The sequence below is a fragment of the Pseudomonas sp. IT-P218 genome (assembly GCF_949767605.1).
Lineage (GTDB): Bacteria > Pseudomonadota > Gammaproteobacteria > Pseudomonadales > Pseudomonadaceae > Aquipseudomonas > Aquipseudomonas putida_AE.
The window spans coordinates 150,051-173,337 of record NZ_CATKQQ010000088.1; the positions used below are offsets into that span (position 1 = coordinate 150,051).

Consider the following 23,287-nt stretch of genomic DNA (forward strand, 5'->3'; position numbering starts at 1 on the left):
TGTGCAAATGGAGGAAAGTGATGAGTCTGGAAACCTGGCTGCTGTTCAGCGGCGCTGCGCTGGTGGTGATCCTGATCCCGGGGCCACTGTCTTTGCTGATGATCAGCAACAGTTTGAATTACGGCCTGGTCCGTTCCTACCCGGCGTTTCTCGGCGGCGTGATTGCTTCGATCTGCCTGTTGAGTGCTTCGGCACTGGGCCTGGGCGCCCTGCTGCTGGCATCGGAACAGTTGTTCAGCGCATTGAAAATCGTCGGCGCGTTGTACCTGTTCTACCTCGCCTGGCAGAGCTGGCAGCAATCGCGCCAACCGTCCCACGGCGCCGAAGTGCCTCAGGCGACAGCGATTCCACGCTTTCGCGCATTGTTCGGGCGAGCCTTCATGCTGGGCGCCAGCAATCCGAAGGACATCCTGTTCTTCGCCGCATTCCTGCCGCAGTTCCTCAGCGCCGAGCAACCCTTCCTGCCGCAACTGCTGGTGATGATCGCCACCTGGACCGTACTCGACCTGCTGTGCAAGCTGGCCTACGGCCTCGGTGCCCATGGCGCTGCGCGGTATTTGCGTAGCGGCAAGGGCCAGAGCTGGTTCAACCGGGTCAGTGCCGGACTGTTCGGCGGTGCCGGTGCAGCTTCGTTGTTGAGTAGCCATTAAGGCTCACTGGCTCAAACCGGCACACAAGTTGCTCGGTTCCAGCACCCCCACGCTGGAACCGAGCATGCTCCACTCCCATCTGACCACCCTCAACGCCGTCTCCCTGGTGCTCAACGCCTTCAAGGCCGAAGGCCTGTCCAGCGAAGCCTTGTTGGCCGGCAGCGGCATCAGCGCCGCGGACCTGAGCCGGGCGGACACGCGCATTACCACCAATCAAGAGATGCAGGTCTGCGCCAACGCCGTCGCGCTCAAGCGTGATATCGGCCTGGAACTGGGCCAACGGATGCACGTTTCGTCCTACGGCATACTGGGCTATGCCCTGCTCACCAGTGCCACCTTCGGTGACGCGTTACGCCTGGCGATGCGTTATCCGGCGCTGTTGGGAACACTTTTCGAGCTGAGCCTGGAAGAGGACGACGAGCGCGTCTGGTTCGTCGCCGCCGATTACCGGGAGAATCCGGCGCTGGCGGTGTTCAACGCCGAGTTCTGCCTGGTGTCGCTGAAAGTCATCTGCGACGACCTGCTCGGGCATGTCCTGCCGCTGCTCGCCGCGCGCTTCGAACATGCCGCGCCCGACTATGAGGCGAGCTACCCCGAACACTTCGACTGCCCGCTGCACTTCGGGGCACGCAACAATGCCTTTGCCTTCGACAAGCGCTGGCTCGATCAACCCCTGCCGCTGGCGGATGTCATCACCCACCAGGCCATGGCCGAACGCTGCCGCAAGCAGAACACCGAGTTCACCGGACGCCAGGCATGGTTGGGGCGGATTCGCCATTTGCTCAGCGCGCAGTTGAATCCCGCGCCTGGGCTTGAAGGCTTGGCCGAGCAGATGAATTGTTCAGCGCGCACCTTGCGTCGGCATCTCAAGGATCTGGGGTGCAGCTATCAGGAATTGCTGGATGAGTTGAGATTCGAGCAGGCCAAGCAGATGTTGTGTGAGGACCAGATGCCGATCTACCGGATTGCCGAGGCGTTGGGTTTCAGCGAGACCGCGAGTTTCCGCCATGCGTTTGTGCGCTGGAGTGGGGTGGCGCCCAGTCAGTTTCGGCCTTGAAGATCAAAAGATCGCAGCCTTCGGCAGCTCCTACAGGTACAAGGGGCGAATTTCGGTCAATCATTTTGGCCATATTAATCCCCTTTTGGCCTTTCCTGCCGTTCTCCGAAACGCTCGACGCCGCAAGACTGTGTGCAACCGAAACAGCCTGCGGAGAACAACAAAATGCTGACGATCTACTCGGACGATCACCACCTGCACCACGGCCGCTGTGAACTGATCGACGGGCAACTCAAGCCCTGCTTCGAGATGCCTTCCCGTGCCGACCACGTGTTGCAACGGGTGCAAAAGCAGAATCTGGGCCCCGTGGAAGCGCCCGAGGATTTCGGCCTCGGCCCGATCGAGCGCATCCACAGCCGCGACTACCTCGACTTTTTCAAAGGCGCCTGGGCGCGCTGGACCGAGTTCAACACCGACGGTGACCTGCTGCCCTACACCTGGCCGGCCCGCACCTTGCGCAGCATCAAACCCACCAGCCTGCACGGTCAGCTCGGCTACTACAGTTTCGACGGCGGCGCGCCGATCACCGCCGGCACCTGGCAAGCGGCGTACAGCGCGGCGCAAGTCGCACTCACCGCACAGGCGGAGATCCAGCGCGGCGCCCGCGGTGCCTTTGCCCTGTGCCGTCCACCAGGGCACCACGCCGCCAGCGACTTGATGGGCGGTTATTGCTACCTCAACAACGCCGCCATCGCCGCCCAGGCCTTCCTCGACCAGGGCCACAAAAAAGTCGCGATCCTCGACGTCGACTACCACCACGGCAATGGCACCCAGTCGATTTTCTACGAGCGCAGCGACGTGCTGTTCACCTCGATCCACGGCCATCCGGAAGCCGAGTTTCCGTTCTTCCTTGGCTATGAAGACGAGCGCGGCGAAGGCGCCGGTGAAGGCTTCAACTTCAATTACCCATTGCCCGCCGGCAGCGGCTGGGATGCCTGGAGCGCCGCCCTGGAGCAAGCCTGCAACGAGATCGAAAGCTATGGCGCCGACATCGTCGTCGTATCCCTGGGCGTGGATACGTTCAAGGACGACCCGATCTCGCAATTCAAGCTCGACAGCCCTGATTATCTGGCCATGGGCAAGCGCATCGCCGCCCTCGGCAAACCGACGCTGTTTGTCATGGAAGGCGGTTACGCGGTGGAAGAAATCGGCATCAACGCGGTGAACGTGCTGGAAGGTTTTGAACAATGAACAAGATCAAGCATGTCATTGCTCCGGCCCTGTGCGCGGCGCTGCTCAGTACTGGCGCTCACGCCGAAGAACGAACGCTGCGCGTCTACAACTGGTTCGACTACATCACCCCCAAGGCCCTGGAGGATTTCAAGGCGCAGAACCCCCAGGTCAAACTGGTCTATGACATCTTCGACACCAACGAGGCGCTGGAAGCCAAGCTGCTGACCGGCAACTCCGGCTACGACGTGGTGGTGCCGTCCAACGTGTTCCTGGCCAAGCAGATCGAAGCCGGCGTGTTCCAGCCGCTGGATCGCAGCAAGTTGCCGAACTGGAACCACCTCGATCCCAAGCTGATGAAGCTGATCGAGGCCAACGACCCGGGCAACAAGTTCGCCGTGCCCTACATGTACGGCACCATCCTGATCGGCTTCAACCCCGACAAGGTCAAGGCCGCACTGGGGGCCGACGCACCGGTGGACAGCTGGGACCTGATCTTCAAGGAAGAAAACATCAGCAAGCTCAAGCAGTGCGGCGTCGCCCTGCTCGACTCGCCCTCGGAGATCCTGCCCCTGGCCCTGCAACACCTGGGCCTTGACCCCAACAGCAAGAAGCCCGCGGACTACGACAAGGCTGAAGCGCTGCTGATGAAGATCCGTCCGTACGTCACCTACTTCCACTCCTCCAAGTACATGGCCGACATCGCCAACGGCAACATCTGCGTCGCGGTCGGTTACTCCGGCAGCTTCTCCCAGGCCGCCAACCGCGCCAAGGAAGCCAAGAACGGTGTGGTCGTCGACATGCGCCTGCCCAAGGAAGGCGCGCCGATCTGGTTCGACATGCTCGCCATCCCCAAAGGCGCGAAGAACCCGGAGGACGCCTACACCTTCATCAACTACCTTCTGCAACCCCAGGTGATCGCGCCGGTCAGCGACTTCGTGGGTTATCCCAACCCGAACAAGGACGCCACGGAACTGGTGGACCCGGCGATCCGCAATAACCCCAACCTGTACCCGACCGAAGCGGCGATGGGCACGCTCTACACCCTGCAGCCGTTGCCACGGGATGCCGAACGCGCACGCACCCGGGCCTGGACCAAGATCAAATCCGGAACCTAGTTGAAACAGAAGACCCGCGGTGACGCGGGTCTTTTTTGTCGGCGATACATATCTACCACCTTGAGTCACCTACAGCCCTCTACCTTGCCCGAAAACCGCGTTGCCCCCGCAGCGCTCCACCGGACACAGGAAACGGCCATGCCCGACTCGCCCGCCATAAACCCCGACGACGTACTGACCCAACTGGTGGCAGGTCCTTCGATCAGGGAAGTCGCTGCAAAATCATTACGTACCGCCCTCGACATCCACTACCCCAATCTGCACATCGACCCGAATGTGACGATGGTGGTGACACCTGCCTGGATTATGACCGACGCTCAAGTCGTTCCAGGTACCAGCCACTTTGAATTCCTGACCGAGGTGCTGGTAAGACTGAGCCTGTCAGGCAAATCGGTGACCTATCTCGACGGTGAACATTTCCTGACACGGCAACCGGGAGTCGAGCCGCTAAGTCATCTTCCGGTCAAGATCAACGCCGTCGGATGCCTGCTCAACACATTGGCCAAATTATTGTTCGTTGCCTATCAGGAGCAACAACTCGATTACTGGAACCGGCCCATCGCGGACTCGACGCCGCGCTGGCATCAGTTGCGCGACGCGCTACACAAGCTCTGGAACGTCGACAAGGTGACGGACTGGGACGAGGACCTGCGAGAAATGGCCCTGTCCCTTTTCCAGTACCCGGACAAGCACGAACGAGCAGCTCACGACCGCTACCAGACCAAGGCCTGCCTGATCGATATCGATAGCCTCGATACCGCCACGAGCAAACACTCGTGGGTCCTGGAAATGGCGGTGCTGGTGGGCACACTGGAGGATCGCACCCTTGTCGTGACCCATTCGATCGCCGAAGGCTTCAAGCGCTACGATTCGCTGGCGTTATTGGGCGAAATGCTGTCCGGGCGCATGGTCACGTCCAGACATGACCGCACGTTGCAATGGCGCCTGTACGAGCCCGCAGGGATGTTTTTCGAGCATCAGGCCTGGGCGCTGATTGCCCTTGAGATCGACGCCATCGGCGCCTTTGGTAATGCCACCTGGGCCCCAACCCTTGATCCGCAGGTGGCCGCATCGGCGAACAATTTCTCGCAACTTCACCCACCCTCGACGTCGCGCTACAGCCAGATCCAGCACCTGTTGCCGGACTGGCTGGCAAACGCGTCGCCCACCGATCTGACCCGCTACAGCCGACACTTGATGGACCTGGCGCTGCTGCGTGAACAGCACCACGGCCAGACCTTTGATGAAGGCATTGCCGCGCTGCCTGATTTTGCCCTGCAGGCGTTGACCGATCAGATGATCAAGGACCAGAAGATCAAGGATCAGGCAGCCGCGACCTCACTGAAACTGGCGGACATCGAAGTCAGCATTACCAGCCTGGTTGTGCTCGGCGCGGTCATCGTGCCCGGCCAGACACAGACCCTGAAAATGTCGCTCGCCGACTTTGCATTGCAGAACCTCGCCGGCCTGCCGCTGGGCGACAAAACCGTGCAATACAACGACGGTGAGGCCGCGCCTGCGTGGCTGACGCCGGCCTACCTGGAAGAACTGGTCAGCACCGTCAACATCGGCAAAACCTACCCAGAGCTGATCAAGAACAAGTTGCTGGTCGATCCCGGGGAAAGCCTGCGTCGACAACGCCTCTATACCAGCCAACTGCACCTGCAACTGCCGCTGTTGGCGCTGCAACTGAAGATCCGTGGCGGGGCCAGCGGCATCGACGAACAGGGCTATCGGTACGTGGTCGCCGCCTTGCAGGAAAAGGCTGCCGATCGCTACGTCGACGGGCAGGAAATTGTCATTCGTCCGTTGGCATTCATTCCAGGGGGACGCAGCGACAACAAGGCCGACGAAGTGGCCAACATGTTCCTGATCGGGCCGAAACTGGCCGACAAGGGGCCATGTCTGCTGTATCGACCGCTGCTCGATCATCCGCTGACGCAGTATTCCAGCGAGGCGAATCTGCTGTACGCGATCAAACACGACAAGGCGCTACGCCAGTCGGTCCTGGCCTGGCTGCCGCAAGACCTGTACTTCAACTATTCCCAGTATGTCTTCCCAGGAGAGCTGCCCTCGGTCTGGACGCTCTCGCAGTGGTTGGTCGACCCCACCTCGACATTGGGCATGATGGGGGCTGTCACCTTCAGTCCTGCGCCACTCCCTGAGCCGCCGCTGCAAGCGGTGTTCAACGCCAACGCCAATGCACTGGTCACCCTGGCGGACAGGCAATCGGTGTCCAATGGAGAACGGCGTTGGGCGACGTTTAAACAGGGCGCATGGATGCTGTTCAATATTGCCCTGCCCTTCCTCGGTCGCACCGCCGGGACGGCCGCCTGGATCTGGCAAATCATGGATGACCTGCATGAAGCCAATGAAGCCCGCGAAGTCGGCGACAGTGATCAACAATGGGCCGCGCTGACCGATCTGTTCCTGTCACTGGGCATGGTGCTTGCCCATCACGCGGCAAGTCGCGACAAACCTGCGCCGCAGACCGTCGAGAAGGTTTCGACACCGGCTTCCAGACCCCTGCCGCCGGCAAAAGTCACCCTGAATCAAGCGGCCGATGTCGCCGCCGAGCAGTTGCCTGCCAACCATGAAACGTCGGTCTACACCCAAGGCTTGTTGCCAAGCGTGCCGCTGGGGGTCTTGCTGGACAGCCTGGCGATTGCCAAGCCTGCGGCGTTGAAAGACACGCCTGCCGTGTCCGGTCCTCATCGCTTCCTGATCCCGCTCGAGCAGAAATGGTATGCCCGAATCAATCAGCGCTGGTTTGAAGTGATGCTCAATGACAACGGTGATGTGCAGATCATCGATTCAAGACAAACCCCGGCCAGGACGGGGCCCCTGTTGATTCACTCGGAAAAGGGCGAATGGTTCGTCGACACACGCCTGCGGCTGCGCGGCGGCGGTAGGGCCCGAAGGGAAATCGAACGCAAGAACCAACAGCTCAAGGAAGATTTGAGGAAACAACTGACCACGTTCGATGCCCGCAAGCTTGAACTGCAAAATGAACTCGAGGCCGCGGAAAAGGCCGCCACCGATGCAAATCGCCAGCCCCTGCTCGACCTGCTGGACTCACAGCTGTCGGCCTACGGCGCCTACATCGACCAAGTGAAGAATTTCAACGCCATTGAGCCCATCGTCAATTATCGCCCGGTTACGGTCAGTTGCCTGGACTATCAGCTGTTACTGACGGAGAAATGGTTCACCCGGCAAAACCTGGCGTTCGGAGAAAGCATGCGCAGGTCCCTTGCCTTGCTGGACAATGAGACCCTCGAAGGCACCCAGACTCCCCGCCAGGTCCATCAGCTCACCAGCGACATGACCCAAGGCTACATTGAGAAGATCGAGTTCGCCCACGCCCGCATCGAGGATCTGATGCGCCTGGGCAAAGAGGCGGGGGAAGCGGCCCGCCAATGCAAGGCGCAACTGCCGAAGTTCGACCTGCAGGATCTGAAGCTGTTCCAGATCAGCCTGGCGCAGGAGTTATGCCTCGACGACAGCGCCACGGTCGACACCGCGCCAGCCAGCCAGGCCATGCAGCGACTCGTCGAAGATGCCGGCCTTACCATCCAGTCGTCCATCGACCTGGCGGCCCAGGACCATGAGCTTGGCCTGGAGGAACGCATCGACGGCTTCAATGATCTGGTGGAGCAATACGCAACCCTGGACCAACGAATCGTCGATCTGCCCGACGAGTATTCGGGGCAATTGCTACAGCCCCCGCTGGAGCGGATGCGCCAGCAAATCGAAGAATTCAAAAAGCGCAGCGAGAGACACCTGGCGAGCCTGCTCAATGAGCGCAGGATGCTGGAACCGACGCCCGGCCCCTCACGCCCGGCGCCTGCGCCCAGGCGCGTGATCAAGACCCGTTTCAAGGGAACGGTCGTCGGCAAGCTGCGCGAGCGTACCAGCGCTGATGGCACCGAGCTGCTCGATGTGACCTCGACATTGAGCGGCAAGGTCGTGACCTTTCACGAGAAAACGCCCGGTGTCTGGCTCGAACATGTGTCGAGCTCGCGCGCGCCTGAGGCCACCGGTCCGGTTGATCTGAAGACCAGTACCCAGACGGGACAAGCCTTACTCGACGAGCTGGACGAATTTACCCGCAGAACCGAGGCCCACGCCAAACGGCCGGGGCGTATCCCCGTGGAAATAGAGGACCTTTTCCAACAAAGGGCCCGCCGGATGGAGGACGCCGCGACCGCCATCGAAAAGGCCCTGACCAAGCTGAACATTACTGACGGCGGTCCGGGCTCCGCTGTGAGCATGGCCAAACAGCTTAATGAGGGCGCGGTCAGCCTTGATCAAAAGGGTCTCCAGACTCGAATCAGCATGACCAAGCAACAACCTCCCACCGCCGCTCGCGTCGAATGGCTGCACAGCCAAGGGTTGGTCGTCATCGTCAAGACTGCGGGGCGCAAGCGGCTCAAAGGGCACCGCAAGGACTATCTCGAGGAGTATGAAATTCGTGACGCCAGCTCCGCCAAAGTGCTTTGGTACGCCCACTTTCACTACCCGACGCCCTCCGCCGCTGCCGACGCCTACAGTGCGGCGCACTTGAAAACCGAAGCGCAACGCACACTGGGCGGCGCGTTTGATCTGCGCACGGTCAGCAACAACGAGTTGATCGCGATCTACCGCAGCGAGATCAGTCCACAACTGGCTCGATCATCGTTCTTGCCGAAAGCGAAAACCGGGGGCACGACATCATGACCAGTACCCCGACACCGATCGCCCCAAAAGACTCGACACCCCTTCTCGAAAAAAGTGATCTGGTCAGCCAGACCAGCCACAGTCCGTTGCCGAGTGAAGTCGCTTCGGACCTGCTGCGCGACAAATTGGCAACGCGCTACCCGGCACTGAACATCGACCCTGACAAAACCCTCGTCGCCACCCCGCAATGGCGGGTGGTGGACGATCACGTCGAGATGGAGTCGGTCGAATTCCTTTCGCTCACCCACACACTTGTCCTGCAGAGCCTGTATGGCACAACCGCCAACTATCTCGAAGGCGAACATTTCCTGACCCTGGAATCCGACGCCAACGACCCGGTTCATCTCGCCGTCAGCATTGAAGACATTGCCCAGGTACTCAACGACTCGGTGCCACAGTTGTTCGTCGAACTGCAGAAGCGCCAGCTCGATTACTGGAACCAGACAGGCCAGAAAATCCCTCGCTGGCAGGAGTTGTCCGATTCACTGCGCAAGGCATTGAGAGTGCAAACGGTAAAAGGCTGGGACGTCGACGAGTGCACGATGGCGCGCGAAGTGTTCGAAGCCCCGGACAAAGCCACACGAAAGAATTCGAGCAGCGGCCTATCGGCCATTCAGGCGTGCCTGATCGATATCGACATCGTTAAAAACACGGTTGCCAGCCACCTCGTGATCGGCGGGGCCCTGGTGCTCAAGGCCACCTGCCGCGAACGCGAGTTGCTGGTGATGTACACGATCGAGCGCGGTTATGAGTCGTTCAGCTCAATGGAACAATTGGGCAATTCACTGCCCGCCCGCCTCGAGGAATCGCTCGAAGGGCGCACCTTGACATGGCGGCTTTTCGAGCCTGACGGCAACGTTTTTGACCATATGGCCTGGGCCCTGGTCTCGTCACAGCTTGATGCCATCGCCATCATTGGTTCCCTTGAAAACCCAGTCGAAGATGACGCAAAACTTGAAAGCGGGCTCGACGAAACCGAACACGCGCGGCTCATGCAACTGCACGCGGCGATTCCCGACTGGCTGCGCAACGCATCGCCCAAGGACATTCAAGACTACAGCCGCTACATCACCGCACTGGGCAAGCTCTATCGACAGCCTGAGCACAAGGCAGCCAGAAACGAAATACCTACCATCATCGACTTTGCCCAGCGCCTGATGGCTGAAGCGATCATCGCCGATACCCGCGCAGTCGATGCCGCGACGCTGCCGCTCAATGAACTGCGAATCAACATCACCAACAGCTTTACCTCTGGCAACTTCACACTGCCCAACCCCCTCGACCACCGCATCGAGACGCTCGCCGAGTTTGCCATGGAAAACCAGGCGCCCTACATGGCAACCGTATCGTTCCTGCACGGTCAGTCGGTTCCGCCATGGCTCACACCAGCGTTCCTCACCACCCTGGCTGCACAAGTCAATATCGGCGAGGCGTACCCGGCGCTGATCAAACGCAAGCTGATCGACGAGCCCGTGGAATCCCGACGCCAGGAAAACTTCTACTGCGACCAGTTGCGCTTGCTGTTGCCGCTGCTGGCGCTCGAAGGCAAGGTCAAACAGGAGGCGGGCATTGATGAGCTCGGCTACCGATTCATCTGCGAGTTGCTCGACAGCGATACCGAAAAGGCCCATTCCATCGCCATCCACCCGCTCAAGCTGACGCCGCAACATCGCCTGATCAGTAGCAGTGACAGCGTTGAGAACATGTTCCTCATCAGCCCTCGAAATGCAGAAAGCGGGCCTTGCCTGCTCTATCGCCCGATGCAGGACCTGCCCCTGTTGCAGTTTCCTTCCAGGCAAAACCTGCTGTATGCATTGCATCAACCCGGCGAGCTGAGGGACTCCGTGCTGGCATGGCTGCCGGACAACACCCTCAGTTATGAGTATGACCAATATGTACTCCCCACCGGCCTGCCATCGCCGTGGATCGTGGCCGAACAGTTGGTCAACCCGTTCAAGCAGGCGCAAGGGTTCGGGCAAGTAACGTCCGCGAATGACGAAATAACCGGGAATGTCCTGTCGGCACTGTTCAAAAGCAACGCCCGGGCCTTGGTCGACCTGGCTGACCGCCAGTCACAATCGAATGCCGAACGCCGCTGGACCCTGCTCAAGGAAAGCAGCTGGGCATTGTTCGCCGTCACCTCGAACTTTCTCACCGGCGCTGTCGGGACGGCCGTATGGGTATGGCAGACCATCAATGAAATCCAGCAGGCCATCGACGCCAGTAATCGAGGCGACTCGTTCATTGAATGGACTTCGCTGTCGGACCTTCTGCTGATCACCGGCATTGTCCTCAGCCATCATGCCGCGATGCGTCGCAATACTCTATCAGGCAAGCCTCGACTGGCGCGGCCGTCGTTAGAGAAACCAACACTGCCTGGGGGCGAGCCTGTCACCGTCCAGTTCGACCCGGCCCCACTGGTCGCAGAACTTGCACCCGGGCACCGCTCCTCGCTTGAGGTGGCCGGCTCGGTGCCACGTCGTACACCGGCGGCGCTGGGTACTTACCTGGACACGTTCAAGGTCGCAGCCATTGATATCACCGACAGGAACGTGACAAAGGTCAACGAAAAACCTCCTCACCTCTATCAACACAATGACAGGAACTTTGCCCAGGTCGGCGAGCGCTGGTTCCAGGTCATGGTAAGCGGCGAGGACCCTCCTCACATCGTTGACCCTGACGAGCCAAATCGCAGCGGTCCGCTGCTCACGCATAATGCCAAGGGTGAGTGGTTCATCGACCTGCGCTTGCGCCTGCGTGGTGGCGGCGGCAATGCCTTCAGCAAACCCCTGGTCGCTGCCAATGAGATGCGCTTCAAGGAACTGGAAGAGTCCCTGACCTCATTCAGCGATCAACAGAAAGTGCTGGAAGATGAGCTTTCCACATTGCAAACCGACATGCAGAAGTCAACCCAGGAGCATTTCGAGAGCCTGAGCAAGGCGTATGCGCAAAAACTGGAAGTCACCATTACGGCGTATCGGCAGGCGCTGGAAAAACTCCGCGAATGGCGCACCCTCGGCGGTAGCAAAAACTACGTCCATGAATTGCTGCGTATCAGCACCTCGCTGCAGAAGAACCTGTCGTTGTGGTTCGTCATCAAGAGAACCGAATATGCCCAGGCGACAAGGATGATGACCGACACCGGCCAGACAGAACCGATGCCCCTGAAAACCTATGTGGCCAACATTCAAGTGGCGACTGACCTGAGCCAGGAAATGGTCGAAAAACTCGAGCTTTCGCACTCGACGATCGAGTGTCTGCGCGCGGCAGGAAGGTCCGGCATCGAGAGAGCGAACGAAATAAAAAAGCTCGCGCCATCGTTCAACGTGCTGGATCTGAAAACCAACGAGATTGGCATGGCCCAGGAACTGTGTCTTGAAGACAAGGCCAGCCCCCTGATGCCCCAGGCACGGGATGCCGTGGGTAAAATCATCGTGAGTGCCGCCAAGGCCGCCAGTCAAGTGGCTGACATGGCAGCGGCTGGCGACAACCTGCGCCCTCTGCAGTCTCGCATTGAAGCGCTGGACAGCCTGATTGAAACCTTCGCCGATGCCGACCAGCGCCTACAGGAGTTGCCGGACGCCTATCCCGACCTGCTCAAGCCAGCCCGACTTCTGCACCTGCGTGGACTGATCGGCGAGTTCGCGCAATTGGTCCAAAACCGACTCCAGGCGTTGCTGCCGCAGCCCCCAAAGCCGCTACAAAAAGCCACGACGAGCAGTCGCCAGGCGTCTTACCATCAACCGGCAAAAGTCCGAAAAACCCGGCCGAAGGCCCCGGCCAAGAGCGAACCCGGCACTACCGCGCAGGCTCCCCTCACGCCCATCGCGCCCATGATCCGCCAACAACCGGCTTCGACACTCAGCGACGAGGAGCTCATCGCCGCCGCCATGGACCTGAACCTGGATACGTCCAGATTCATCGAGCGCACCGCCAAGGACGCGTTGCGCCCAAGGCGTATACCCGCTGACATACAGGATCTGTTCGATCAACAGGCGCTCAAACTGGAGCAAGGCGCCGACAGCGTAGATCAGGCCGTGCTGCGGAGTAAAAAACGGGACGGCGAACCGCTGCCGGTCGCGACCCTGAGCCTCGAGATGCGTGCAGCCGCGCGTCAAATGCGTGAAGAAGGCATCAGCGTTCGAGCGAAGTTATACAAGCTGCGCAAACCGACTCAAACGGCTTTCAAATGGATGCACGAACACCAGCAGGTCGACGTCGCCGCCGACCCACGAGGGCGAATCCAGACCACAGGGATGGGCGACTTCTTTCAGGAGTACCGGATACTCGACAAGGCCAACGGCAAGGCGATCTGGGTGGCGCATTTTCATTATGAAAGCTTGGTCAGCCCCGCCGACCAGCCAACGGCAGCCCACCTGAAAATCGCCGATGACTATCTCAAAACCCTCTCCCCCGACCAGCAAACGGCATTGAACGCCTTCGAGCCCATCGATGGCGTCCTGCGCAAGCTCGTCGACCCCGAGCTGCGCAAGCTCTTCTGGGACATGGAACCGAAGGCCAAAACCTGACGCTAACGACGCCAAGCTTCTTCCAGACGCCCGAGCGCCGCGCTGATCGCCGCCTCGGGCACCGCCGCAAAACCGAGGACCAGCCCCGCACGCTGGTCTCCCGGTTCCTGGGAGTCCGGCAACCAGTAGCTGCTCAGCCCGTTGATTTCGACATCGACCCTGGCCGCTTTCTCGATCAGTTCACGCTCACGGGCCAGGGAGTCGACCGCGACCGTCAGGTGCAGCCCCGCCGCGACGCTCGGCAGACTGCCGACACCGGCGATGTCCCGGGGCCAGCCCGTCAGCAGTGTGTTACGGCGGCTCAACGCGGCGCGACGCATGCGCCGGATGTGTCGCTGAAAGTGCCCGGCGGCCATGAATTCGGCCATCACCGCCTGGGTGCTGACCTCTGAATGGCGCACATCCACCGCTCGACGTTGAGAAAACGCGTCCACCAGCGCCGGCGGCAACACCAGGTAACCCAGGCGCAGCGCCGGAAAGGCGACCTTGCCGAACGTGCCGACGTACAGCACCCGTCCCTGCCGATCGAGTGCTGCCAGCGGCGCCAGGGGTGCGCCGCTGTAGCGGTATTCGCCATCGTAGTCGTCCTCGACGATCCAGCCGTTGGCGCGCTCGGCCCAGGCCAGCAACTCCAGGCGCCGGGCCAGGCTCATCACCACCCCCGTGGGGTACTGATGCGATGGCGTCACATAGGCCAGGCGACAATCGCCCAACCCCGCCAATGCCTGGCAATCGATGCCCTCGCTGTCCACCGCCACGCCGTGCAAGCGCGCGCCGGCCACCGCGAACGCATGACCCGCCGCGCGATAACCCGGGTTTTCAATCGCCACCCCGTCCCCCGGTTCCACCAGCAACTGCGCACAGAGGCTGATCCCCTGCTGCGCGCCACTGGTGATGACGATTTGTTCGGCGCTGCACTGCATGCCTCGGGAACTGCGCAAATACGCCGCGATCATCCCGCGCAACCGCGCGTCCCCTTCAGGAGCGCCGTAACACAGCTGCTGCAGATCCGGTTTGCGCCAGAACGCTGCGTTCAGTTTGGCCCACACCTCGAACGGAAACAGATCGAACGCCGGCACGCCGACCCGAAACGCCCGGGGCGGACCACTGGGTGGCGTGGGCAAATGGTTGTTCTCAACACGCAGCAATGCGCCGCTGTGGATGACCTTGTCAGGTACAACCACCGGTAGATCCAGCCATTGCGTCGGCGCTTTTTTCGAGGACTTCCTGACCGGCAACGACGCCTGGGGCAATTGCGCGACATAAGTCCCATCCCCCACCCGCCCCTCGATAAACCCTTCGGCGTAAAGCTGATCGTAGGCGCGCACCACGCTGTTACGCGAGATCGCCAATGCCGACGCCAGGTCCCGACTGGCGGGCAAGCGCGTACCACTGGCCAGTCGTCCGTCCAGCACCCTCGCCCGCAACGCCTGATAAAGCTGGCGACTCAGCCCCTGACGACGGTCGAGCTCGATGCCGGCGGGGTTGAAGGACAAGGACAGCGGCGCATTCGTCATGACAATGGACCCATGAAATTCGACGTTAATGGCTCTTACAACAGACCAATAGCCTGCCTAGGATGCAGGCATTCGCCAAGGAATATTTCCATGTATACGCCCAGTGGTTTCGCCCTCAATGATTTGCCCGAGCTGCAGCAACAGATCCTCGGTACCCGACTCGCCCTGTTGGTCACCCATGGCGAACAGGGTCTGCAAGCCAGTCACCTGCCCTTGCTGCTGAACACCGACGAGGGCCCGAACGGCACCTTGTACGGCCATTTCGCCAAGGCCAATCCTCAGTGGAAGGAACTGCAGAACGGAGCCGAAGCACTGGTCATTTTCGCCGGTGCCGATGCCTATGTGAGTCCCGGCTTCTACCCGAGCAAGGCCGAGCACGGCAAAGTCGTGCCGACCTGGAACTACGTCGCCGTGCATGCCTATGGCAGCGCCGAAGTCTTCACCGACGCCGATCGCCTGCGCTCGCTGGTCAGTGCCTTGACCGATCGCCATGAAGCCGGTCGCGCCCAGCCGTGGAAAGTCGCCGACGCGCCCGCCGACTACATCGATGGCATGCTCAGGGCCATCGTCGGGTTTGCCTTGCCGATCCAGCGCCTGGAAGGCAAACGCAAGCTCAGCCAGAACCGCAGCACCGCAGACATCGCCGGCGTGCGCGAGGGGCTGGCCGCCAGCCCCGATGCCCACGACCAGGCCCTCGCCCACTTGATGCGTTAAGGAATCAGCATGAGTCAACTCGAAATCCGCCAGGTCAACGCCGAGGACCACGCCGCCTGGCTGCCGTTGTGGCAGGCTTACCTGCGCTTCTACAACACCGAACTGCCGGACGCCGTCAGCCAAAATACCTGGCAGCGCATGCTCGACCCGAACGAGCCGACCCACGCCGCTCTCGCCTGGGCTGACGGCAAAGCAGTGGGCATGGTGCATTTCATTTACCATCGTTCAAACTGGAGCATCGAAAACTCGTGCTACCTGCAGGACCTGCTGGTGGTGCCGGAAACCCGAGGCACTGGCGTTGGCCGCCAGTTGATCGAGTTCGTCTACGCCACGGCCAAGGCCGACGGTTGCAACAAGGTGCACTGGCTGACCCACGAAACCAACGCCACCGCGATCCAGCTCTACGAGCGCATCGCCGAGCGTCCGGGTTTCATCCAGTTTCGCAAAGCCATTTAAGGTTCAAGGAGAACAGCATGTCGATTTCACCCGCCGACTGGAAAGGCGTCCCGGCCCCGACCGTCCAACTGATCGAAGGGCGCTTCATCCGCCTGGAAAGACTCGACCCGACGCGCCACGGCGACGACTTGTTCAACGCCCTGCAAGGCCCCGGTGCCGACCCGAAACTGTGGGACTACCTGCCTTACGGGCCCTTCCCGGAGCGCGGCGCCTTCAACGACTGGCTGAACAATCATGCCGCCAGCAGCGATCCCTATTTCTTCAGCGTGATCGACCGCGCCAGCGGCGAGGTGCAAGGCCTCCTCAGCCTGATGTCGATCGTCCCGGCCCAGGGCCGCATCGAAATCGGCCATGTGACCTTCGGCGCGCCGATGCAACGCTCACCGAAAAGCACCGAGGCGGTCTACCTGCTGGCCAAGGAGTCGTTCGCCCTCGGCTACCGGCGCCTGGAGTGGAAATGCAACAACGGCAACGCCCGCTCCAAATACGCCGCCGAGCGGCTGGGCTTCAGTTTCGAAGGCGTCTTCCGCCAGCACATGGTGGTCAAGGGACAGAACCGCGACACCGCCTGGTACTCGATTATTGATTCGGAGTGGCCGGCGGTTGGCGCGGGGTTCGAGCGCTGGTTGAGTGATGAAAACCAGGCGGCTTCGGGGCAGGTCAAGGGGCTGGTGGAGTGTCGGGGCACAGCTATTTAAACAACGGCTCCCTAGAACTTTTCTCTGATTACCGGTCTATTTGGATAGGCACATCCGCTCGGCAAGTGCGAACCCGCAGCTTGCCGCAGCCGGATGGCCACACGACCAATTGTCAATCAGAGGTTGCCTTCGCGCATGAAATTCCATGACCCTCGGATGGTGCTCTTCGGCCTGTTCGCGTTCGCGGCAATGGGCTCGGCATCAGCCACACAGATAAAGCCCGCAACCCCTGTTTTCCCCACTGAAGTCACAGCCATCCAGGCGCCTGCCAAGGCCGCCGAGAACCCTTGGCCGACCTTGGCCAGCATGGCCGACAAGCAGCCAGGGTCATTGCTGGCCCATGACGACCGGAACTGGCACGATCATCGAGACGATTGGCGCCGGGACCAATGGCGTAGAGACCAATGGCGCCGGGACCAGTGGCGTCGAGAGCAAGCCCGCCGGGAAGCGGAACGCCATCGTGATTGGGAGCGCCACCACCGGGATCGTGTCATGGGCCACCGCTACGACGACGATCGCCGCTACTATCGTCGCTAAATCAATCCGCCTTCAGGCCTGCCTCAAGGCGCCCTCGAACGCAGGCGTCAATCCCGACAACTCCAGCTTGCGCACGAAGGCGCCGAGACGCTCTTGCCTGTAGGCGTCCACGTCCAGGTCACGGTAATCGTAGAAACCCTGGCCATCGCGCAAGCCATTGCGGCCGTTTTGCATGTTGTCGGTTATCACTTGGGGCGACTCGAAACGCGGTGACAGTGCGCCGCTCAAGTAGCGCGAGGCGTAGTAGAGAATGTCGCCGCCGCCCCAGTCGATGAACTCCAGCAGGCCCAGCACCGAGAAGCGCAAACCGAAGCCGACGCGCACTGCGGTGTCGATATCTTCGGCGCTGGCCACGCCCTCTTCCACCATCCGTGCCGCTTCGTTCATCGCCAGTGCCTGGATGCGCGGCACGATATAACCCGCCACCGGATTGCACACCACGGGCACCTTGCCGATGCGCTTGAGCAGTTGCAGCAGCCGCTCGACCACCTGCGGGCAGGTCGCCTCGCTGCGGCTGACTTCCACCAGCGGCATCAGGTGCGCGGGATTGAGCCAGTGCGCGTTGACGAAGCGCTGCGGCCCGCTGACCATTTCGCTCAACTCGGTGACCAGGAAGGTCGAGGTGGTCGAGGCAATGATGGCCGACGCCGGGACATGCTCGCTGACCCAGGCGAAGGTCTGCTGCTTGACCTCGATGACTTCCGGCACGGCTTCGAACACCAGGTCGCAGCGGCGCAATGCCTCGGCGGCCCGGGATCGGGTTTGCAGGGTCAACCGCGATAGCGCGATGTCCGCCTGTTCCGGCTGGAGCATGCCAAGGCGAACCAGCATCTGCAGTTCGCTGCGGACGTTGTTGCGCACGCGCTCGAAGTAGCCGTGGCGCTCATTCTCGGCGCGATCCTTGATGTCGATGAGGGTCACCGGCAGGCCCGCATGGATGAAGGCCAGGGCAATGCCCTCGCCCATCCGGCCGGCGCCGACCACGCTGACTTGCGGCAGCGCGGCGTTCATCGGTTGCAGCCCTCGGTCAGCAGTTCGCTCATCTGTGCTCGACTCAACCCGGCCAGGCCGAGGTTCTCCAGAGTGCGGCCCTCGGCGTAGAGATCACGCCCGGCGACGACCGAGGCAATGCTCAACAGGCCTTGGGCAATCGGGGTCGGCACACCGGCCCAGCGGCCGACGGACACCAGGAAGGACAGGCCCAGGCGGGTGTCTTCGAGCATGTAGCGATGTGTTTGCAGGTCGATGTCTTCGCGCCAGTCGCCGCTGTCGGTCAGCTTGCCATGGGCACCGCGACCGTACATCCACGCCTCGCCTTCGCTGCTGTTGTAGTGATCGGCCAGGGGAAAATGCGGTGCGCCGTAGGTCAGTGCTTCGCGCACGGCCATGCGCTCGGCATCGAGCTGGTTGGTCACGCGGCGAATCGACGGTTGGGTGCCTTCGTTGTGAATGTCCCAGGCCTCGAAATGCTCCAGGGGACCGGCATTCATCATGATCAGCGGCGGGTGGATGACGGGACCTGCGTTCATCAGCGCACCGCTCAGGGCGTCTTCGATCGGTTCGACGCTCGGGTAGGCCTCGCGCAGCACGGCGAAGGCGTGTTCGGACAGGTTGCCGGGGAATACGCCCGTCGGCAGGCGGGTGGCGTAGCAACTGATCACCAGGTCGCTGGCGCCATGCTTGCGCACCAGGTACGGCAGCGTGCCGGTCTCGGCGAAAGCGACTTTGCTGCGGTTGCCCGCATCGGCCAGGGCCTTGGCGAACACGTAGCTGCCGAAGGTGCCCGGTGGCAGGAACACCACCTGACCGTCGCGCAGGTGCGGCGCCACCTGTTTGGCCAGGTCTTCGTGGGAGGTCGAGGGCAGCGGGATGATGATCAGTTGCGCGTCGGCCAAGGCTTCAGCCAGATCGTCGGTCAATGAGAGCTTGTCGCCCGGTTTACCGACCGAGAGCTGACGAGTGCCCCGGTAGTCCTTGATGGTCAGGCTGCCGATCGCCAGCAGCTCCTTGAGCGCCGCCGAGTCGCGACGCCACAGGCGGGTCTGATGCCCTTTCTCAGCCATTTCGACAGCGGCGGCGTAACAGCCGTGTCCACCACCCAGCACGGTAATATTCATCGAGTCACTCCTCTGGTAAGAGACTCGATGCTATCGAGCGCTGCCGCCCCAGGCTTATCCGAATGCGCAGCCGACTCACGGATTGCGCAGAAGTCTCAATGCTTCTGTCGTCGCAGGGTGTCCGACGGCAGGCAGCCATAACGTTGCCGATAGGCACTGGAAAAATGCCCGAAGCTGTTGATGCCGTGGCGCAAGAGGATATCGGTGACGGTCTCAAAGGCGTTGCCCCGCTGCAGCGACTCGTGGACCAGCGCCAGGCGACGGTCTCGGATGTACTCCACCGGCGCTTGCTGGAGAAACTGCCGGAAGCCGTTCTGCAAGGTGCGCACCGAAACCCCACACAGCTCGCTCAGGGTGGCCATGCTGATCGGTTGGTCGAGGTGTTCCTCGATGTAGTCACGGGCCTTTTTCACGTGGTGCGGCAGTGGCGCGCGGGAATCGTGCAACAGATCTGCGGAGTAGTTATGCGGCAACTGGGTGAGTAGCAGTTGCATCAGGTAGTCGGACAGGCCGCTGGCGAGGCGCGAGCCGTCCACGCCGCTGCCGTACAGCCGGCAGATGTAGTCCAGGGTGTGATAGAGGCTGACGACGCCGGAGCCCAGGTGATCGACACTGACATCGAAGATCACCGATTGCCGCAGGCTGCGTCCGAGCAGATGTTGCAATTGCGTCTGCAGGGCATCACGGTCGACGCGCAGGATCAGGTTGCGGCACTCGCCATCGGTGACGATGCGGCTTTGCGCGTACGGCGAGGACACGCTCAGGCAGCCCGACTGCATCGCCGCGCTGCGCCGCCCGTGGGCCACCTGGCAATGCCCCTGCAAGGTGATGCGAAACAGGTACTGATCGGCAATGTCGCCGATGGTGATCTCCACCGGCGCGCCATAGCGCAAGTCGAGCAGCGCCGAAGTGCCGAAGAACACGCCGTTGAGCCGGGTATGAATCGGCTCGTCACGCAGCACGTTGAAACTGTGCGGGCACAGGTAGTGGCTGACCTTGTCCTGGATCTCGCGGCAGTCGGCCGAGCAGAGCAGGCTGTGCCGTTCCAGCAGGTGTACGTCATTCAACATCAGAGACTCTCCTGACCTGAAGCGGATCGACCCCGCTGCGTCTAAACGCAGCGGGGTCGTTGCACCGACATATTCATGTCATGCGTGGGTCGGGTACTCCCGGGCATAACTTTCGCGGAAACGCCGGCAACCGCGCCACAGCAAAAGCACGGTCAACGCCGATGCACCGGCGATCACCAGCGACATCGAAGAGCCCACTGCTACTGGCGATCCGAAGTAGCGATCGGTCAGCAACGCCACCAGCGTGGTGCCCAGGCCCAACCCCAGCAGATTGCTGATCAGCAGGAACACCGCCGAGACCTGTGCGCGCACCTGGTTCGGCGCGAGGATCTGCATCGCCGCCGTTGAAGCCGGCATCGGGAACGAAGCGAAGAACATCGCCGGCACCAATAGCGTCACCGACAGCCACAGTTGATCGACTTGCGGGAACAGCACGGCCGGCACCGCCATGCCCAGGGCGCCGATCACGCCGGTGCGCATCGCGGCATCCTGGTGACCTTTCTTGGCCAGGTAATCGGTGAGCCAGCCACCGAACAGCACCCCGGCGGTGTTGGCCAGCAACAGCACGGTGCCGAGCATGTAGCCCGCCTCCATCGGCGTCAGGCCGAACTTGCGGATGTACAGCGCCGGGCTCCAGCTCATCATGCAGAACAGCACCATGGCGTAGAACGAAAAGCCCAGGTAATGGCAGGTGAAGGTGGCACGGTGGCGCCCGAGAAAGCGCAGGCCATCGCTCATTCCAACCTTCTTGGCCCTCCCCTGCGCATCGACCTGCAGGCCCTTGCGCGCAGGGTCGCGCACGGTGAGCCAGATCAGCAGGCCGACCACGATGCCAGGCAGGCCGACAATGAAGAACGCCAGTTGCCAGGCTTTCATCGCGCCGAGAAAGGCGACCTCGATGGTGTTCATGTCCTTGAGCATGGCGATCACATAGCCGCCCACCAGGAAGGCCAGGCCACCACCGACGAACGAACCGATCGAGTAGATGCCAACGGCGCGTCCGAGTTTCTCCTTGGGGAACATGTCGCTGAACATCGAGTAGGCCGAGGGCGACAGGGCCGCTTCGCCGACGCCGACGCCGATGCGCGCGAGGAACATGTGCAGGAAGTTTTTGCTCAGGCCGCAGGCGGCCGTCGCCAGGCTCCAGAACACCACGCCGACGGCGATGATCTTCGGCCTGGAGAAGCGATCGGCCAGGTAGGCGATGGGCATGCCCATGAAGGCGTAGAACAAAGAAAAGGCCAGCCCGTGCAGCAGGCTGAACTGGGTGTCGCTGATCTGCAGGTCGGCCTTGATAGGCTCGATCATCAGCGCCAGGATCTGCCGATCCACGAATGAAAAGATGTAGGCGATCATGCACAGGCCGACCACGTACCACTCGTAGATATAGGTTTTCTTTTTCTGTTGTTGCAGGACCGCATTATCGACCTGGATATTCACTAGTGTTTGCTCCTTCTCGAATCCGCTCATGGGCGCAGCGCGCCGGGTGACGGTGCACGGCGCACCGACTGGATAGTTGCGGGGCAGATGCAAAGGACAATGGGTTCGAACATGGTCAGGCCTCTTATTGTTATGGGGGTAGGCACGCTTACCAGAACTTCCAGGTGTAGGTCGTGGCGACACGGAACTCGTTGTAGTCGTAGCCGTACTTCTGTTTCACATCGATGTTGCGCAGGTCCAGCCCGAGGCCTGCCAGCGCCCCGCTCTGCACCACGTAGCTGAGCCCCAGGAAACGTTCGCTTTCCTGGTTGTCGCTGAGGTTGCCGCCACGGTCCCAGTTCGTGCCCTTGATGTAGCGGGTATAGAACTTCAGCCCAGGCATTCCCATCCCGGCAAAGTCGTAGCTGTAGCGTGCGCCCCAGGATTTTTCATCCGGGCGGACAAACCCCAGGGACGACCAGTGCACCAGGTAAGGTTGCGGGATATAGCCGTTCATGGTCGGGAACACGCTGTCACCGAGCATGCGCTGGTAACTGAGGCCAAACATGTGCGCGCCCTTGAGCAGGGAGAACAAGGCACCGTAGGAACGGTTGTCGATTTCACCGTTCAAGGCACTGCCGTCTTCATTGTTATTGAAGTAGCGCAGGTCGGTCTTGAGTTTGTAGCCATTACCCAAGTCGGCCATATGCATCAGGCCGAAATAGTGCTGCTGATAAATGTCGTGCAACACGCCATAGAAGTAACTGGCTTGCAGAGTCTTGGTAATGTCGTAAGTAACGCCGCCAAAATCCAGGCCGTCACTGTCCAAGTTATCGGTGGAACCAAACTTGTAGAGCTTCTCGTGGTTGGAAGACTCCCGGGTCACCGCAGACCAGAAACGGCCACCGGTCAGCGTCAACCCATCGACCTCCTTGGACTCGACCACGGCCCCCTGGTAGATGGTGTCCAGCTGCCGACTGGTGTCATCGAACGCCACCGGCAATTGCGGGCGAAGGTCACCGACCTTCAACTCGGTCTTGCTGTAGCGCATCTTGAAAGTCGCACCGGCGCGACTGTAGTCATCGGCCGTCTGCTGCTCACTGACGCTGTAGGGCAATGAACCGTCGTTGCCCGACGAATCCAGGCGCACGGCGTATTGCGCATCCACATCGAGGCCGATGGCCAAGGCCGTGTCGGTATACCCGGAAGTAAATTGCGCATCGAAACCCTGGGACCAACTGTGGACTTCGGAAACCGGTGCATCGGTGTTGGTGTAGTTGCGATGCAAGTAGAAGTTACGCGTATCCACTTTGAAGTGACTGTCATCGATGAGATCTGCATGGGACGGCGAACAGATCATCCCCAACACGCTGGCAATACCGAGCCCACGGCAAGACTGCTTTACCTGATACATCCAACATCTCCACATCTGTATGTGCCTGGGCACTGTATTTATAGGAGCAGTGTCAAACGAAGAACAAAACGCTTTCTTGTTGTTATGGCGCCAGGCGAGCCCGAT

Annotated in this window: 16 protein-coding genes; 10 read left to right on the plus strand and 6 right to left on the minus strand. The window is 61.1% G+C overall.

The features are described from left to right. Nucleotides 1-20: 20 nt before the first annotated feature. The 6 genes from ACM6I6_RS28465 (at nt 21) to ACM6I6_RS28490 (ending at nt 13,240) form a co-directional block, all read left to right on the plus strand. Nucleotides 21-650 (plus strand): LysE family translocator, encoded by a 630-nt coding sequence (locus ACM6I6_RS28465; RefSeq protein ID WP_323607538.1) that lies wholly within the window; start codon nt 21-23, stop codon nt 648-650. 64 nt (nt 651-714) lie between these two features. Continuing rightward, entirely contained in the window at nt 715-1,707 is a 993-nt protein-coding gene (locus ACM6I6_RS28470) for an AraC family transcriptional regulator (RefSeq protein ID WP_414921087.1), read from the plus strand. 165 nt (nt 1,708-1,872) lie between these two features. Further along, nucleotides 1,873-2,898, plus strand: a complete 1,026-nt coding sequence (locus ACM6I6_RS28475) for a histone deacetylase family protein (RefSeq protein WP_406591098.1) — start codon at nt 1,873-1,875, stop codon at nt 2,896-2,898. Then, entirely contained in the window at nt 2,895-3,995 is a 1,101-nt protein-coding gene (locus tag ACM6I6_RS28480; RefSeq protein ID WP_414921088.1) for a polyamine ABC transporter substrate-binding protein, read from the plus strand. The genes ACM6I6_RS28475 and ACM6I6_RS28480 overlap by 4 nt, the downstream gene beginning before the upstream one ends. A 138-nt stretch (nt 3,996-4,133) precedes the next feature. Next, nucleotides 4,134-8,711 carry a dermonecrotic toxin domain-containing protein gene (locus ACM6I6_RS28485; protein WP_414921089.1) on the plus strand — a complete coding sequence of 1,526 codons (4,578 nt, stop codon included), beginning with the start codon at nt 4,134-4,136 and terminating at the stop codon, nt 8,709-8,711. Continuing rightward, nucleotides 8,708-13,240 (plus strand): dermonecrotic toxin domain-containing protein, encoded by a 4,533-nt coding sequence (locus tag ACM6I6_RS28490; RefSeq protein WP_414921090.1) that lies wholly within the window; start codon nt 8,708-8,710, stop codon nt 13,238-13,240. The genes ACM6I6_RS28485 and ACM6I6_RS28490 overlap by 4 nt, the downstream gene beginning before the upstream one ends. A 2-nt stretch (nt 13,241-13,242) precedes the next feature. Here the strand turns inward: ACM6I6_RS28490 and ACM6I6_RS28495 are convergent, their stop codons facing one another. Continuing rightward, on the minus strand, nt 13,243-14,757 hold the full coding sequence (locus tag ACM6I6_RS28495) for a PLP-dependent aminotransferase family protein (protein ID WP_406591102.1): 1,515 nt from the start codon (nt 14,755-14,757) through the stop codon (nt 13,243-13,245). A gap of 90 nt (nt 14,758-14,847) precedes the next feature. On the opposite strand from ACM6I6_RS28495, the gene ACM6I6_RS28500 reads away from it, so the two are divergent. The 4 genes from ACM6I6_RS28500 to ACM6I6_RS28515 all read left to right on the plus strand — a co-directional run bounded on the left by ACM6I6_RS28500 (nt 14,848) and on the right by ACM6I6_RS28515 (nt 17,162). Then, nucleotides 14,848-15,471 (plus strand): FMN-binding negative transcriptional regulator, encoded by a 624-nt coding sequence (locus ACM6I6_RS28500; RefSeq protein ID WP_323607544.1) that lies wholly within the window; start codon nt 14,848-14,850, stop codon nt 15,469-15,471. A gap of 9 nt (nt 15,472-15,480) precedes the next feature. Further along, complete coding sequence (locus ACM6I6_RS28505; RefSeq protein ID WP_414921091.1) at nt 15,481-15,927, plus strand: GNAT family N-acetyltransferase; 447 nt, start codon at nt 15,481-15,483, stop codon at nt 15,925-15,927. A 17-nt stretch (nt 15,928-15,944) separates the two neighbouring features. Further along, entirely contained in the window at nt 15,945-16,625 is a 681-nt protein-coding gene (locus ACM6I6_RS28510; RefSeq protein ID WP_414921092.1) for a GNAT family N-acetyltransferase, read from the plus strand. A 135-nt stretch (nt 16,626-16,760) separates the two neighbouring features. Next, nucleotides 16,761-17,162, plus strand: coding sequence for a hypothetical protein (locus ACM6I6_RS28515; RefSeq protein WP_323607547.1), 402 nt, complete (start codon nt 16,761-16,763; stop codon nt 17,160-17,162). 12 nt (nt 17,163-17,174) lie between these two features. On the opposite strand, the gene ACM6I6_RS28520 is transcribed toward ACM6I6_RS28515, so the two are convergent. From ACM6I6_RS28520 to ACM6I6_RS28540, 5 genes are all read right to left on the minus strand, one after another. Next, nucleotides 17,175-18,173 carry a 3-hydroxybutyryl-CoA dehydrogenase gene (locus ACM6I6_RS28520; protein ID WP_323607548.1) on the minus strand — a complete coding sequence of 333 codons (999 nt, stop codon included), beginning with the start codon at nt 18,171-18,173 and terminating at the stop codon, nt 17,175-17,177. Next, nucleotides 18,170-19,279: an NAD/NADP-dependent octopine/nopaline dehydrogenase family protein gene (locus tag ACM6I6_RS28525; RefSeq protein WP_323607549.1), complete on the minus strand. Its 1,110-nt coding sequence runs from the start codon at nt 19,277-19,279 to the stop codon at nt 18,170-18,172. The genes ACM6I6_RS28520 and ACM6I6_RS28525 overlap by 4 nt, the downstream gene beginning before the upstream one ends. Before the next feature lie 95 nt (nt 19,280-19,374). Beyond that, nucleotides 19,375-20,349, minus strand: coding sequence for an AraC family transcriptional regulator (locus ACM6I6_RS28530; RefSeq protein WP_414921093.1), 975 nt, complete (start codon nt 20,347-20,349; stop codon nt 19,375-19,377). Nucleotides 20,350-20,427: 78 nt separating this feature from the next. Then, a complete protein-coding gene (locus ACM6I6_RS28535; RefSeq protein WP_414921094.1) occupies nt 20,428-21,789 on the minus strand; it encodes a spinster family MFS transporter in 1,362 nt (453 codons plus the stop codon). Nucleotides 21,790-21,937: 148 nt separating this feature from the next. After that, nucleotides 21,938-23,182, minus strand: a complete 1,245-nt coding sequence (locus ACM6I6_RS28540) for an OprD family outer membrane porin (RefSeq protein ID WP_414921095.1) — start codon at nt 23,180-23,182, stop codon at nt 21,938-21,940. Nucleotides 23,183-23,287 lie beyond the last annotated feature (105 nt).